Annotated in this window: 11 protein-coding genes; 9 read left to right on the forward strand and 2 right to left on the reverse strand. The window is 71.1% G+C overall.

The genetic code is table 11. From position 1 onward, the window contains the following. Together JHD21_RS08645 and JHD21_RS08650 are read left to right on the forward strand one after the other, a co-directional pair. Positions 1-483, forward strand: a 483-nt coding sequence (locus tag JHD21_RS08645; RefSeq protein ID WP_292673543.1) for a hypothetical protein, incomplete at its 5' end; no start/stop codon positions are given. A 156-nt stretch (positions 484-639) separates the two neighbouring features. Further along, positions 640-4233 (forward strand): lamin tail domain-containing protein, encoded by a 3594-nt coding sequence (locus tag JHD21_RS08650; RefSeq protein ID WP_292673545.1) that lies wholly within the window; start codon positions 640-642, stop codon positions 4231-4233. Here the strand turns inward: JHD21_RS08650 and JHD21_RS08655 are convergent. Both JHD21_RS08655 and JHD21_RS08660 read right to left on the reverse strand, forming a co-directional pair. Continuing rightward, positions 4215-4517, reverse strand: a complete 303-nt coding sequence (locus JHD21_RS08655) for a hypothetical protein (RefSeq protein WP_292673547.1) — start codon at positions 4515-4517, stop codon at positions 4215-4217. The genes JHD21_RS08650 and JHD21_RS08655 overlap by 19 nt on opposite strands. Positions 4518-4660: 143 nt before the next feature. Continuing rightward, a complete protein-coding gene (locus JHD21_RS08660) occupies positions 4661-4789 on the reverse strand; it encodes a hypothetical protein (RefSeq protein WP_292673549.1) in 129 nt (42 codons plus the stop codon). 248 nt (positions 4790-5037) lie between these two features. Between JHD21_RS08660 and pstC the strand changes: the two genes are divergently transcribed. The 7 genes from pstC to JHD21_RS08695 all read left to right on the forward strand — a co-directional run bounded on the left by pstC (position 5038) and on the right by JHD21_RS08695 (position 15032). Next, a complete protein-coding gene (gene pstC / locus JHD21_RS08665) occupies positions 5038-6060 on the forward strand; it encodes a phosphate ABC transporter permease subunit PstC (RefSeq protein ID WP_292673551.1) in 1023 nt (340 codons plus the stop codon). Further along, positions 6060-7217: a phosphate ABC transporter permease PstA gene (gene pstA / locus JHD21_RS08670; protein WP_292673554.1), complete on the forward strand. Its 1158-nt coding sequence runs from the start codon at positions 6060-6062 to the stop codon at positions 7215-7217. Before pstC ends, pstA begins: the two co-directional genes overlap by 1 nt. Continuing rightward, positions 7214-8875: a substrate-binding domain-containing protein gene (locus tag JHD21_RS08675; protein ID WP_292673556.1), complete on the forward strand. Its 1662-nt coding sequence runs from the start codon at positions 7214-7216 to the stop codon at positions 8873-8875. Before pstA ends, JHD21_RS08675 begins: the two co-directional genes overlap by 4 nt. Before the next feature lie 128 nt (positions 8876-9003). Next, positions 9004-11520, forward strand: a complete 2517-nt coding sequence (locus JHD21_RS08680; protein WP_292673558.1) for a hypothetical protein — start codon at positions 9004-9006, stop codon at positions 11518-11520. A 164-nt stretch (positions 11521-11684) separates the two neighbouring features. After that, positions 11685-12500 carry a class E sortase gene (locus JHD21_RS08685; RefSeq protein WP_292673560.1) on the forward strand — a complete coding sequence of 272 codons (816 nt, stop codon included), beginning with the start codon at positions 11685-11687 and terminating at the stop codon, positions 12498-12500. Positions 12501-12568: 68 nt separating this feature from the next. Then, entirely contained in the window at positions 12569-14134 is a 1566-nt protein-coding gene (locus tag JHD21_RS08690; RefSeq protein WP_292673562.1) for an Ig-like domain repeat protein, read from the forward strand. An 88-nt stretch (positions 14135-14222) separates the two neighbouring features. Then, positions 14223-15032 carry a phosphate ABC transporter ATP-binding protein gene (locus tag JHD21_RS08695; RefSeq protein WP_292673565.1) on the forward strand — a complete coding sequence of 270 codons (810 nt, stop codon included), beginning with the start codon at positions 14223-14225 and terminating at the stop codon, positions 15030-15032. Positions 15033-15178 lie beyond the last annotated feature (146 nt).

The raw sequence follows: 15178 nt of genomic DNA on the forward strand, positions 1-15178 counted from the left end.
GCACCACCGGCGTACCCCGGCGCGCACGCGTATCCCCCAGGACCTCGCGGTCCCGTCCGCCCCGCGGCGCTGGTGTGGGCCTGCGTCCTGGCCTGGGTCGGCTCGGCGCTCGTGGCCGGGATCATGCTGCTCAGCGTCGCCGTGGTCCTGGCCGCGCCGGACACCTTGCTCGACGAGATCTACCGGCAGAACCCCGAGATGCGGAGCGAGAACCTCACGGTGACGACGCTGCGATCGTCGGTCATCGTCGTCGGCACGCTGCTCGTCGCGTGGGCGGCCGCTGCCGCGACCGTGGCTGTCTTCGCCTGGCGCGGCCGGTCGTGGGCCTGGACGGCGTTGCTGGTCTCGGCCTGCGCCGCCACGGTGCTCTGCCTGGCCGCCTCCCTCGGCAGCCCGGTGATGCTGCTGGCCCTGCTGCTGTGCGCACCGGCCATCCCCCTGCTGCTACGGCCCGAGGTGCGCGCGTTCGCGACGGGGCGCTAGGACGCCAGGGCCGCAGGGTCCAGGAGGAGGCCGCCCTGCGGTCCCCGTGCTGACTGCGGTCCTTCTCGTCGCGTTCACCGGGACGTCGCCCGGTGCCCCGAGGCTTCGGCTGCTCGTCCACCGCTGACTCGGCAGCCGACCATCGAGGAATCCTCAGTGACCCTGCGTCGTCCTGCCCTGTCCGTCCTCACCTCGCTCCTACTCGCCGGGGCCGTCCTGGTCGGCCTCAGCGGGCCGGCGCGGGCCGACGACCCGCTGACCAGCATCCGGATCAACGAGGTCGAGTCCAACGGCGACGTCCGCGACTGGGTCGAGCTCACGAACGTCGGCGCGACCACCACGGACGTGGGCGGGCTGGTCCTCATGGACAACCAGGCGCGGTCGCTCACGATCCCCACGGGGACCTCGATCGCCCCGGGCGGGTTCCTGGCGGTCGACGTCGACGACCCGGCGGTGACCGGCAGCTTCGGGCTCGGCGGAGCCGACCAGGCCCGGGTCTTCCTCGCCGACGGCACGACACTGGTCGACTCCTACTCCTGGGCGACCCACGCGGCCATCACCTACGGGCGCTGTCCCGACGGCACCGGCGCGTTCGCGAACCGGCCGACGTCCACCAAGGGCCTGGCCAACGACTGCTCGGTGCCGGGGCAGAACACCGTCAAGGTCAACGAGGTCGAGTCCAACGGCGACGTGCGCGACTGGATCGAGCTGACCAACACCGCCGGCACCTCGGTGGACGTCGGCGGTTGGGTCCTCATGGACAACCAGACGCGGACGCTGGCCATCCCGGCCGGGACGACGATCGCGCCCGGAGGACACCTCGCGGTCGACGTCGACGACCCGGCGGTGACCGGCAGCTTCGGGCTGGGCAGTGCCGACCAGGCCCGCGTCTTCCTCCCGGACGGGACGACGCTCGTCGACTCCCACACCTGGACGGCACATGCAGCCGTGACCTACGGCCGCTGCCCCAACGGCCTCGGCGCGTTCGGTGAGCGGCCGGCCGCCACCAAGGCCGCGGCCAACGACTGCGGCCCCACCGGTGTCGGCGCCATCACCTTCAACGAGGTCGAGTCCAACGGTGACCCGGTGGGCGACTGGGCAGAGCTGACGAACACCAGCGGAGACCCCGTCGACATCTCCGGAATGAAGTTCAAGGACGGCGACGACACCCACGCCTTCTACGTCATCCCGGCGGGAACGGTCCTCGCTCCCGGCGGCTTCCACGTGCTCAACGAGGCCCAGTTCAACTTCGGCCTCGGCGGCGCCGACACGGTCCGGCTCTACCTCGCCGATGAGGCCACGCTGGTCGACTCCTACGGCTGGGCCACGCACGCCGCGACGACGTACGGCCGGTGCCCCGACGGGACCGGCGCCTTCACCACGACCGGTTCGTCCACCGAGGGAGCGGCCAACAACTGCGCGCCGCTGCTGCGGATCAACGAGGTCGAGAGCGACGGCGGCAGCCCGGCCGACTGGGTCGAGCTCTACAACTACGGCACGGAGCCGGCGGACCTCGGTGGCCTGGTGCTCAAGGATGCCGACGACGCGCACTCCTACGCCATCCCGGCCGGCACCACGCTCGCCGCGGGTGGCTACCACGTCGTCGAGCAGGCGGCGCTCGGCTTCGAGCTCGACGGCGACGACTCCGCCCGGCTCTTCGCGAGCAACGGCACCACGCTCTACGACTCCTACGCATGGACAGCGCACGCGACCACGACGTACGGCCGGTGCCCCAACGGGTCCGGGGCGTTCGCCACCACCCAGCTGGTCACCAAGGGTGCTCTCAACAACTGCCCCGGCGACCTGGTCACCGAGACCTGGCCGGGTGGCGCGACGGTGAGCACGGCCGACGTGACCGGCGCGCTCGGCGGCGACGTCAGCGGACTGACCTACGACGGCAGCGGCAGCGCCGCCCCCGGTGTCCTGTGGGCGGTCAACAACGGCGACGGCACGCTGGTGCGGATGCTGTGGAACGGCAGCCAGTGGGCATCGGACACCGCCAACGGCTGGAGCAGCGCCGGGAAGCCCCTCAAGTACGCCGACGGCAACGGCACGCCCGACACCGAGGGCGTCACGGTCGGCGGAGCGTCGTCGGCCGCGGGGATCTACACCTCGACCGAGCGCAACAACACCGCGAGCGGCACGAGCAAGCCCACCATCCTGCGCTACGACGTCTCCGGATCCGCGGCTTCGCTGACCGCGACGAACGAGTGGAACATCGGACCCGACCTGCCTGGCGGGATCGCCGCCAACGCCGGGCCCGAGGCCATCACGTGGGTGCCCGACACCTACCTCACCGCCCACGGGCTCAAGGACGAGGCCGCCGCCGGCGCGCCGTACGACCCGGCGAGCTACCCCGACCACGGCACCGGGTTGTTCTTCGTGGCCCTCGAGGCCAACAGCCGGGTCTACGCCTACGCCCTCAACCACGCCGACAACACCTTCACGCGGATCGCCTCGTTCGCGAGCGGCTACACCAACGGCGTGATGGCGCTGGACTGGGAGGAGGAGCAGGACCGGCTCTGGGTCGTCTGCGACGACACCTGCGGCGGACTGCACGCCACCTTCGAGATCGACACCGCGGCCGGCGCCACCCAGGGCACGTTCGTGGCCGCGCACTACTACGAGCGCCCGTCCGGCATGCCCAACCTCAACAACGAGGGGTTCACCACCACACCCCGCGCCGAGTGCGCCGGCGGGGTCAAGCCCGTCTTCTGGACCGACGACGCGGCGACGGGAGGCAACGCGGTCCGGGCCGGGACCCTGCCGTGCACGCCACGGGACGATCAGATCGTGTCGTTCACGACCAGCGCGCCGGCCAGCCCGGTCGTCGGTGACTCGTACACCGTGGCGGCGACGGGTGGAGCGTCGGGCAACCCGGTGGTGCTGGCCGTCGCGGCGGGCTCGGCCGGTGTCTGCTCGCTCACCGGGTCGACGGTCCAGTTCGACCACGCGGGCACGTGTGTGGTGGAGGCGACCCAGGCCGGGAGCGACGACTACCTGGCCGGGTCGGCCAGCCAGTCGATCACTGTCGCCAAGGTGCTCACCGATGTCACGGTCGCAGTGACCAGCACGACGGTGACGGCGACCGTCACGCCCAGGTCCTCGGGTGCCGGGACCCCGGCCGGGACCGTGCAGTTCTCCGTCGACGGCACCGTCGTGGGCAGCGCCCCGCTGTCCGGCGGCACGGCGACGCTGACGCACACGGTTCCCACCGGTGGCGCACGGACGGTGGAGGCGAGCTACCAGGGGAGCCTCGACCACGCCGTCGCGTCGGGCAGCAAGGTCCGACGCGACCCGGCCCTGAGCGCGACCCTGCTGCCGGTCGGTCCGCTGAGCGCGACCGGGTGGTACACCGACCCCGTCCAGGTGCTGTTCAGCTGCAGCGCGAGCGGGTCGCCGCTCAGTACGCCCTGCCCCGAGGCGGTCACCCTCGACACCTCCGGTGCCGACCAGTCGGTCACCCGGTCGGTCATGTCGCAGGACGGCGGTGCCGCCAGCGTCGCCACTCCTGCGGTCGACATCGACCTCGAGGCCCCCACCGTGAAGGTGGCCGGCGTCCGGGACGGGGCGACGTACACCTCGAAGCCCGACCCGCGGTGCAAGGCCAAGGACAAGGTGTCGGGTGTGGCGCGCTGCACGGTGAAGGTGACCAGGACGGGCACGTCGTCCTACAAGGTCGTCGTGAAGGCCGTCGACGTGGCCGGCCACCGGGCCAAGGCCGTCGAGACCTACCGCCTGGCGCCCTGAGCCGCTTGGGCCGCCCGGGCCCGGGCCGACCGGTCACAGGGCGGCTCGGGCCCGATCGGCACGCCGGGGAAGCCCTCCGGCACCGTGAGCAGCTGCTGGGCGGTGGGTGGGTCGATGCCCTTGAACGGCGGCAGGGGCTGGATCCGCTGGTCGCCGGAGGCGTCGGTCCAGACCAGGGCCATGACCGACCGTCCGACCGCGTCGACGACCCAGGTCTCGCGTCGACGCAGGCCGCACCGGGTGCACGCGTCCTTGATCCAGCGGTGGGCCCGTCTGGTGCTCACCGCGACCTCACCTGTCGCACGTTAGGCAGCCCGCCCTACTCCCGAGAGTCCGTGGAGCCACGGCGGGCTGAACGTTCGGCGCAGCCTGCTGAACGCAGGATGAACAAGCCGGGCGGCGAGCGTGTCGCCTGCCGGTCGGTGGGTCAGCGGGTCCGGCGCAGGTCCTGCTGGAGCGCGCTGAGGCCGAAGCGCTCCTCGGCGAAGACGGCGCCGGCAGCGGCGAGCCCCGAGACGACGGCGACCGCGGCCACGAGACGCAGCTGGGTGGTCATGGCTCGAGTGCAGCAGTCCCGGGTGAACGCAGGCCCCTGGGCACGTGACGGCGAGCCGTCGGGTTGCCGTCGCCCGCGCACCCCTGGTCCGAACGGACTACCCGGAGATGGTCCGCCTGACCCGTTCGGTCATTGCGGGTCGCGTGTTCCCTCTCCGTTCACCTCGGCGCGGCTGCTCGTTCCGAGCGGGTCCTGACACTTCGAGCGTCCGCGCCCGTCTCGGGGCAACCGGGGGAGAACCACCCACGTTGAGCACCACCACGATCACGCCTGCGCCCGAACCCCTGTCCGGGGAGGACGTGCGGCCACGCAAGCTCTCGCGCCGCGCGACGGGGGCCGATGCGGTCTTCGCGCACGGTGCCCGGGCGGTCGGGGCGTCGGTGCTGGTGATCACCGGCGGGGTCGGTGTCTTCCTCGCCTGGCAGGCCTACCCGACCCTCCAGCGCTACGGCTGGAGCTTCTTCACCGAGTCCGCGTGGGAGCCCGACCAGGACGTCATCGGCATCGCCGCGGTGCTGGTCGGGACGATCTCGGTGGCGCTCGTCGCGATGTTCTTCGCGTTCCCGACGTCGGTGCTGATGGCGTTGTACATCAGCGAGTACGCGCCCGCCCGGATCAAGTCGACCCTGGTCTCCCTGATCGACCTGATGGCCGCGGTGCCCTCGATCGTCTACGGACTGTGGGGCTTCTTCCTGATCATGCCGCACGCCGCGGAGCTCGCCTTGTGGCTGCACAAGCACCTCGGCTGGATCCCGATCTTCGACGTCCGCGGCACGGACCCCGACGCCGCCACGTGGGACACGACCAGGTACGTCGCCAGCGCGTTCTGCGCCGGCATCGCGGTCGCCATGATGGTGATGCCGATGGCCTGTGCGGTGATGCGCCAGGTGTTCTCGCAGACCCCTCCCGGTGAGAAGGAGGCCGCTCTCGCCCTGGGCGCCACCCGCTGGGGCATGATCACCGCGGTCGTGCTGCCGTTCGGCCGCGGCGGGATCATCGGCGGCACGATGCTCGGCCTCGGCCGGGCCCTCGGCGAGACCATCGCGGTCGTCCTGATCATCTCGCCGGCGTTCGAGATCAAGCCCAACATCCTCGAGGTCGGCACCTCGACGGTCAGCGCCCTCATCGCCGGCCGCTTCGGCGAGGCCAGCCCCGCTCAGCTCTCGGCGCTGCTCGCGGCCGGGTTCGTCCTCTTCATGATCACGCTGGTCATCAACACCCTGGCCGCGGTCATCGTCAACCGCTCCCGCTCGGGCGAGGGGGTCGACTGATGAGCACCCTCACGCCGGACCCGGTCACGACGACGCCGGCGACCCACCTCCCGACGTACGACGAGGACGCCGCACCTGCGGTGCCGCGCAGTGCCCTGGGCAAGCCCACCCCCGACCAGCGGTTCGCGAGGATCGGCAGCTGGGTCGGTGGCCTCGGGCTCGCCTGGCTGGTCACCCAGCGGCTGCTGCCGCTCGACGGCCTGCCGTGGTTCCTCATCGCCTGGTTCGTGCTCGGCACCGCCGTCACGGCGGTGACCGCGGCCATGACCGGCGGCCTGGTCGAGGTCAAGGACCAGGTCGCCGAGTCCGTGATCACCGGCGCGGCGCTGGTCGTGGTGACGGCAGTCCTCTCGGCGGTCGTCTTCGTCGCCTTGCGCGGCTGGCGGCCGCTCACGAACCTCAACTTCTTCACCGACGACATGAGCGGCGTCGGCCCCAAGGACGGGTTCGAGACGGGCGGGATCCTGCACGCGATCCTCGGCTCCGGCATCGAGCTCGGCATCGCGCTCGCGATCACGCTGCCGCTCGGCATCGGCACCGCGGTGTTCATGACCGAGGTCGGCGGCCGGTTCGCCCGCATCGTCCGCACGGTCGTCGAGGCGATGACCGCGCTGCCGTCGATCGTGGCCGGGCTCTTCATCTACACGGTCTTCATCGTCGCGCTCGGCCAGCCGCGCTCGGGCCTGGCCGCGTCTCTCGCGATCGCGGTGATGATGCTGCCGATCATCGCCCGGGCCGCGGACGTCGTGCTCCGGGTCGTGCCCGGGGGCCTGCGCGAGGCCAGCCTGGCACTGGGCGCGAGCCGCTGGCGCACGGTCTGGCACGTCGTCCTGCCGACGGCACGACCGGGCCTGGCGACCGCCGTGATCCTCGGCGTCGCCCGGGGCGTCGGCGAGACCAGCCCGGTGCTGCTCACCTCCGGAGCCGCCGGGTTCCTGGTCGCCGACCCGACCGACGGCGCCATGAACTCGCTGCCGCTCTTCATCTACTCCACCGTCCGCAGCGGTGAGCCGAACGCCATCACCCGTGCCTTCGGCGCCGCGACGGTGCTGCTGGTGCTCGTCCTCGTCCTGTTCGTCACCGCCCGGCTGCTGGCCCGCCAGCGGACCGGCCCGTCCCGATTCCGCAGTTCCCGAATCCGCAAGGGGAGACAGTGACCACCCGCAAGGTTCGTCTCGGCCTGGGCACCCTGGCCGTCATCACGGCATCGACGGTCGCGCTGCTCGGCGCACCCGCCACCGCCGTGGACCGCGGCGGCGCCGCGGACCCGGAGCTCAGCCGCGCGGCGTACGCGCAGATCGAGGGCACGGGCTCCACGTGGTCCGAGCTGATCGTCCAGCAGTGGATCGCCGACGTCGACTCCAACGGCATGAAGGTCGTCTACACCGGCGGCGGGTCGTCCAAGGGCCGCAAGGACTTCGCTCAGAACAGCACCGACTTCGCGATCTCCGAGATCCCCTACCAGGGCGTCGACGAGCAGGGCAACGCCGACACCAGCAACGGGCGCGAGTACGCCTACCTGCCGATCGTGGCCGGCGGGACGGCGTTCACCTACCAGCTCAAGATCGGCGACCAGCTGGTCCGCAACCTGCGGCTCTCCGGAGAGACGATCACCAAGATCTTCACCAACCAGATCACCAACTGGAACGACCCCGCGATCGCGGCCGACAACAACGGCCGGGCGTTCCCCTCGTTGCCGATCACTCCGGTGGTGCGCTCCGACGGGTCGGGCACGACGGCGCAGTTCACGACCTGGATGGACAAGGAGTACCCGTCGCTGTGGCGGGCGTTCTACGGCAAGGCCGGGCTGACGTCGTACTACCCCCGCGAGGGCCGGGCGGTGGGCCAGGCCGGGTCGGACCAGGTGATGAACACGATCGCCGGGTTCGCCGGCAACGGGACGATCGGCTACGTCGAGTACTCCTACCCGGTCAACAAGGACTACCCGGTCGTCAAGGTGCTCAACAAGGGCGGCTACTTCGTCGAGCCCACCGACTACAACGTCGCCGTCGCGCTGACCAAGGCGAAGATCAACCAGGACAAGAGCTCGCCGCTCTACCTGACCCAGATCCTCGACGAGGTCTACCGGCACCCGGACCCGCGGGCCTACCCGATCTCGTCCTACAGCTACATGGTCATCCCCACCGGGGCGACCGACCAGCGGATGACGACGGCCAAGCGGCAGACGCTGGCGGACTTCATGTACTACTCGCTGTGCGCCGGCCAGACCAAGGCCGGTCCCTACGGCTACTCGCCGCTCCCGCTCAACCTGGTCAAGGCGGGCTTCGAGCAGATCGCCAAGCTGAAGACGGCGGATCCCGCGGTCGACCTCACCGACCGCGACGTCACCCAGTGCAACAACCCGACGTTCGACGGCAAGAACCTCGCCAACAACCTGCTCGCGGAGACCGCACCGCAGCCGGCCGCCTGCGACAAGGCCGGCGAGGGCCCGTGCGGCACCGAGACCGGGACGAACACCCCCTCCACCGACGACGGCTCCGCGACCCCGGAGGTCACCGTGGAGACCCCGGGAGCGCCGACGCCAGGCACCGACCCGGGCACGGGCGTGCCCGCCCCACCGGACGGCGGCGCGCCGGCCGTGGACCCGGACACGGGCGAGGTCGTCGTCGCGGCCGGTACGACGACGGGCGAGCAGGCCCCCGACTTCGCCGCGCCGACCGAGCTCGCCTCCGGACGGCCGGTCGACACCTCGACGTTCGGCTGGGTGGCCGCGCTGCTGCTCGTGGCCCTCGTCCTGCTGCCCGGTGTGATGGTCTCGTCGTTCCGCCGGCGCGCGAAGGCGAGCCCTCGGTGAGCACCCAGTCGACACGTCCGCGGCGCAGTCGCCGACCGCTCGCCGTCAGCGGAGCGGCGCTGGTGCTCGCCGCCCTGGTCGCGGCATTCGCGCCTGCGTCGGCCTCTCCCTCGGCGACGGACGACCGAGTGATCGACAACGTCACCGGCCGGGCGTCGTCGTCCTTCACCGCCACCAAGGCGCTGACCAGGGTGTTCGAGAACGCGGACGGCACGACCTACGAGTTCCCCACCAACACGGTGACGGTCAGCGCCTCGGAGACCGAGAACCTGCGCGGCCGCCAGCGGATCACCATCAGCTGGACCGGCGCCCAGCCCAGTGGCGGCCGGGCCAGCAACCCCTACGGCGAGAAGGGGCTGCAGCAGGAGTACCCCGTCGTCATCCTCCAGTGCCGAGGCCGGGACGACGCGTCGCTGCCACCGGAGAAGCAGGTGCGGCCCGAGACCTGCTGGACGGCGTCGGTGGCGCAGCGGTCCCAGATCGCCCGCTCGGAGGCGGAGGCGACCTGGACCCATGACCGGCTGGCGACACCGGCCGACAAGGAGCGGGTCTCCGGCATGGTCCCGTTCCCCACCAAGGAGACCTGCCCGACGGCCGACCAGGACCCGTTCTTCACCAGGCTGACGCCGTTCGTCGCCTCGTCCGGGAAGACCTTCAAGACCTACGAAGCCTGCGACAGCACCCGGATGGCCCCCGAGGCCGCCGTTGACGCCGCGTTCCCACCTGCCGAGATCGCGGCGTTCACCGACTCCGACGGTGCCGGGTCGGTCGAGTACGAGGTCCGCAGCGACGTCGAGAACGAGTCCCTCGGGTGCAACCACAAGGTGGAGTGCTCGATCGTCGTGATCCCGATCAACGGCCTGTCCTGCGACAAGCCCGCGGAACCGGCGACGATCGCCGACAGTGCCTGCCGCAAGGGCGGGCGGTTCGCGCCGGGGTCCAGCAACTTCAGCAACGAGGGCGTCGACCAGGCGGTCTCGCCGGCGCTGTGGTGGTCCGCGTCCAACTGGGCCAACCGGTTCTCCATCCCGGTCACCTTCGGACTCCCTCCGGACACCTGCGACATCCTCGACCCGCGCCCGCCGACCGGCTTCTACGGTTCCGAGCTGCTCGCCCAGGCCTCCTTGCAGTGGTCGCCGGCGTACTGCCTGGACAAGAAGCGCTTCAAGTTCCAGCACAACCAGATGTCCGACGAGGCGGGCTGGAACCTCATGGAGAGCGGTGGTGGTGCGGCGGCCATCGTGTCCTCGAAGCACCAGCGCCGCGGTGACGACCCGGTCGGCTACGCGCCGACCGCCGTGACCGGCTTCTCGATCGGGTATGTCATCGACCGGCCGGACAACGCGGGCGAGTTCACCGACCTCCGCCTCAACGCCCGCCTGATCGCGAAGCTGATGACCCAGTCCTACCTGGGGTCCGACCTCGGACGTGGGCACCCCGGCATCGGGGACAACCCGCTCGGGATCATGAACGACCCCGAGTTCATCGCGCTCAACCCGGGTCTGAGCCAGATCTCCCAGGAGGCGGGAGCGGCGCTGCTGTCGCTGTCCAACTCCAGCGACGTGATCGAGCAGCTCACCGACTACATCGCCCACGACAACGCGGCGATGGACTTCGTCAACGGCAAGCCCGACCGGTGGGGGATGAAGGTCAACCCCAGCTACAAGAAGATCAAGCTGCCCCGGACGGAGTGGCCGCTCCTCGACGACTTCATCCCGGAGACCGAGAACGAGTGCCGGCAGAACAACCCGGCGGTCTACTTCACCCAGCTCGCCGCGCCCGTCACCGCCCTGCGCAAGATCGCCGAGGCGCTGCTGGACGGCTGGCCCAACGTGCAGACCAGGTGCGAGGTCGACCTGGGGACCGGTGGCTACAAGCTCGGTCGCGTCGACCGGCAGTCCTTCGGCGCCCGGTTCATGCTGGGTGTCGTCAGCCTGGGAGACGTCGAGCGCTACGGGTTGCGGTCCGCGTCCCTCGAGACCTCCTCGGGCGACTACGTCGCCCCGAGCGACGAGTCACTCGCGGCCGCGGTGGCCCTGGCGAAGCAGGAGAAGGACGACGAGCCGTTCGTGCTCGACCAGGGCGAGGTCCGCAAGTCCGGCAAGGCCTACCCCGGCACGATGATCGTCTACACGGCTGCGAAGCTCGCCAGCCTGCCGGCGGAGGACGCCGCCAAGGTCGCCCAGTTCATCAGGGTCGCCACGACCGAGGGGCAGCGGACCGGTACCGGCAACGGCGAGCTGCCGGCGGGCTTCCTGCCGATCAAGAAGTCCGGCGTCACCGCGAAGCTGTACGACGAGGCCCAGCGGGTCGCCGCCGCCGTCGAGAAGCAGGCGCCGACACCCACCGCGGCCCCGTCCAGCGACACACCGCCGCCGGACGGAGGTGGCGGCACCACCGTCACGTCGGTCCCGTCGTCGGCTCCGTCGGCGGACCTCCCCTCGGTGGCTCCGACGGCGACGGCCTCGGCCGCCCCCACGGAGTCGCCTGCCACGGAGCCGGTCGCCATGCCGGAGACGCAGGCGGTGAGCTCGGACCTCGGCGGACGGCTGCTGCCAGGGCTCCTCGTGCTCGGGCTCCTCGGTGTCGCCCTGGCGAGCGCGGTGCGGTTCTTCGTCCAGCCACCGCCGGGGCCGCGACCGTGACGACGACCCTGCCCGTGGACTCCCTCGACGTCGGCCCGCCGACGGCACACCCCGAACCCCCGAGGACGACGGGTCGCAGGTTCCGTCGGTCCTCCCGTCCGTCGCCGGGGCCACGGCCGCGACCACGACGCTCGGGGGGACGGCAGCCGGAGGGCCCGTTCGCGGTGCTGTCGTCGGCCGGCACCATGATCGGTCTGGTCTGCCTGTGGGTGGTCACCCAGATGCTGTTCCTGAGCGGCTTCAGCCAGGAGCGCGCCCAGGACCTCCTCTACACCCAGTTCCGCGAGGACATCGCCGCGGCCACCGCGTCGATCGGGCCCACCACCCCTCCCGGTGAGCCGGTCGCGCTGCTGAGCATCCCGCGGCTTCGCATGTCCCAGGTCGTGGTCGAGGGCACTGCCTCGGGCGACACGCTGGCCGGGCCGGGGCACCTCCGCAAGACGGTGCTGCCCGGCCAGGTCGGCACGTCCGTCGTGATGGGGCGGGCCGTGACCTACGGCGGGCCCTTCGGAGAGCTCGACCGGCTCGTCGTCGGCGACGAGATCAGGGTCGTGATGGCTCAGGGCGAGGTCTCCTTCGACGTCGTCAACGTCCGTCGAGCCGGCGACCCCTACTCCCAGCCGCTGGCGCCGGGCGCGGCTCGGCTCACGCTGCAGACCGCGGAGGGCGACGGCCGCCTTGCCGCCCTCACGCCCGACGAGGTGCTCTACGTCGACGCCGACGCCCCGAAGGGGTTCGTGCCACCGGCCGGGCTGCCGGCATCGGTGCCCACCCCCGAGCTGGTGATGCAGCGGGACACGGGGGCCTTCCCCCTGCTCGCCCTGCATCTCGCCCTCCTTCTCGCGGCGACCCTCGGGGTCGTCGCCGCCCGACAGCGATGGTCCGCCGCCTTGGTCTGGGTCGTCGCAGCACCGGTCGCCCTGGCCCTGGCCTGGTCGACCACGGACGTGGTGATGCGGCTGCTGCCCAACGTCATGTGAACCGCTCACCCATCTCGGGACAACTCATCCATTGGCCTCAGTGGCCTCTTTGAGGGAGAAACACTCAGATGTACGTACGCAGATTCCTCGCCAGCGTGGCCACCGCCGCGGTGGCCATGTCAGGGGTCGTCCTGACGGCCGGCACCGCCGCCGCCACCACCGACCCGCAGCCCGACGACACCGCCGGTACCCCCACCGGCACGATGCTGATCGGTGTCGGGTCCGACACCACGCAGCGCGCCGTGAAGCTCGTGGGTGACGCCTACAACGCGACGTCGCCCACCAACCCGATCCACACCTACGCCGCCTGTGCGTCGCCCAGCACCTGTGGCCAGATCACCCTCCCCAGTGGCGACATCCTTCGCCCCAACGGCTCGGGCAACGGCAAGAAGACCCTCTACGGCGGAACGAACGTCGCCGACATCGACTTCGCCCGCTCGTCCTCGGCGCAGAACACGGCCGAGACCAACGCCGGGCTGCAGTCCTTCCCCTTCGCCCTGGACGAGCTGAAGATGGCGGTCTCCCAGACGGTGGCCTCGCACGCGCCGGCCTCGCTGACCCCGGCGCAGATCGTGTCGATCTACAAGGGTGACGTCACCAACTGGACCCAGGTGGGCGGCACCGCCGGGACCATCGCGCCCAAGATCCCCCAGGCCGGCTCCGGCACGCGCTCCTTCTTCGACGAGCAGCTCAAGGCCATGAACGGCGGCAACGCGGTCGTCCTCGCGGGAAGCGTGGTCGAGGTGCAGGAGCACAACGACACCGAGATCAAGGACAACGCCAACGCCATCGCGCCCTTCTCGGTCGGCCGGGCCGGCCTCCTGGGCGGAACCTTGCGTCTCCTGAACGGCTACCAGGCGGAGCGCGCGGTCTACAACGTCGTACGCGGCACGGACGTCAGCAAGCCGGAGATCCTCGCCGCCTTCGGCAGCAACGGGTACTTCTGCTCCGCCGCCGCCAAGCCCCTCATCGAGCAGGCCGGGTTCAAGCAGCTGTTCCCGCCGAGCAAGGGCGGCGTCTGCGGCCAGCCGACCCAGTCGGCGACCAGCAACTTCACTGTGGCCGAGGTCCCGACGACGACCACCGTCGCCGTGACCAGCGCCAGTGCGTCGTCGGCCCGGATCGTGGCCACCGTCACCGGGTCCACCTCGCCGAGCGGCACGGTGGCGTTCTACGAGGGCGCGACCCTGCTCCAGTCGGGGGTCCCGCTCACGTCCGGTGCGGCGACGCGAATCCAGTCGGCCGCTCCCGGTAGTCACACCTACCGGGCGGTGTTCACCCCGGCCGCCAACACGGCGTTCCTCGCGTCGGAGGGCACCGGCACCGGAACCGTCCAGAAGGCGTCGTCGAAGATCACCGAGACCTTCGCGAAGTCGGTGCTGAAGGGCCAGAAGGCCAAGGGCTCGGTGACGGTGACCCTCACCGGCGCCACCGCCAAGGCTTCGGGCCCGATCACCGTGAAGGAGGGCAGCAAGACGCTGGTGACCAAGACCCTGGCCAACGGGACGGTCTCCTTCAAGCTGCCCAAGCTCAAGGTGGGCAAGCACACCCTGGTCGTCAGCTGGCCGGGTGACGCCAACGGCACGCCCTCCACCCTGACCTTCAAGATCAAGGTCAAGGAGCCGAAGAAGTAGTCCTCGCACCGCCTGGCCCGGGCGGCGTGCGTCAGCGCGCCGCCCGGGCCTCCACCCCAGACACGGAACGAGATCGATGAACGCCGTCATGACACCCGACGCGACCACGACCGCCCCGCAGGGGCTGGCCGAGCTCCGCGCCGTCGACATCACTGCCTGGTTCGGCGACCACAAGGTCCTGGACCGGGTGTCGCTCACCATGGCGGCGGGCGGGATCACGGCCCTCATCGGGCCGTCCGGCTGCGGGAAGTCGACCTTCCTGCGGATCCTGAACCGGATGCACGAGCTGGTGCCCTCGGCCCAGCTGGCCGGGCAGGTCCTGCTCGACGGCGAAGACATCTACGACCCGGGCAAGCGCCTCATCGACGCCCGCCGCGCGATCGGCATGGTGTTCCAGAAGCCCAACCCGTTCCCGGCGATGTCGATCCGGGAGAACGTGCTGGCCGGGCTGCGGCTCACCGGCACCAAGGCGAGCAAGTCGACCAAGGACGGCCTCGTGGAGTCCTGCCTGGTCAAGGCCGGCCTCTGGAAGGAGGTCAAGGACCGCCTCGACGCGCCCGGCGGCGGCCTGTCCGGCGGTCAGCAGCAACGCCTGTGCATCGCCCGCTCGCTGGCGATCAGGCCGCGGGTCCTGCTCATGGACGAGCCCTGCTCGGCCCTCGACCCGACCTCCACCCGGGTGATCGAGGAGACCATGGTCGAGCTGGCCCGCGAGGTCACGATCGTGATCGTCACCCACAACATGCAGCAGGCCGCCCGGGTCTCCGACCAGTGCGCGTTCTTCCTCGCCACCCAGAACACCCCGGGCGTCATCGTCGAGCACGGCGACACCACGGCGATGTTCCAGCACCCGCTGGACCAGCGGACCGCCGACTACGTCAACGGCCGGTTCGGCTGACCCGCTCGGTGTGGTTCAGTTCTGCCATGAGTGACCCGAGCCCGCCCGGCAACCCCTACGGCGAGCCCGCGAACCCCTACGGGCAGCCGGCCCAGCCGCCGGCGTACGGCCAGCCGCCGGCGTACGGCCAGCCGCCGGCGTACGGC

Origin of the sequence: Nocardioides sp., assembly GCF_016462705.1 — a bacterium.
Taxonomy (GTDB): domain Bacteria; phylum Actinomycetota; class Actinomycetes; order Propionibacteriales; family Nocardioidaceae; genus Nocardioides.